The sequence below is a fragment of the Pantoea sp. GbtcB22 genome, assembly GCF_019091025.1.
Taxonomy (GTDB): domain Bacteria; phylum Pseudomonadota; class Gammaproteobacteria; order Enterobacterales; family Enterobacteriaceae; genus Pantoea; species Pantoea leporis.
In genome coordinates this window covers 1-253 of record NZ_JAGXKB010000456.1, presented here as the reverse complement: position 1 = coordinate 253, position 253 = coordinate 1, and the positions used below count along the sequence as shown (strand labels likewise).

At 55.7% G+C, this 253-nt stretch carries 1 pseudogene; it reads left to right on the top strand.

The window, feature by feature from the left end:
* Positions 1 to 253, top strand: a pseudogene (locus KVT28_RS25710) (bifunctional glucose-1-phosphatase/inositol phosphatase); the annotation flags it as partial.

The following is a 253-nucleotide window of genomic DNA, read 5'->3' as shown; positions in this document are numbered from 1 at the left end:
CAACGATGAGAACACGCCGATTGGCGGCCAGGTAGTATTCGAACGCTGGCACGATGTGAAGAACAACAAAGTTCTGCTGAAAATTGAGTACGTCTATCAAACGGCCGATCAGCTGCGCGATGCCGATGTGCTGGGCCTGAAAAATCCACCGAAGCGCGTCACGCTGCAACTGGCGGGCTGTGAAACGGATGCCAACGGCTACTGGAGTTGGGATCAAGTCACCGGCGCATTGAACGGTGCTCTGCAAGGGACG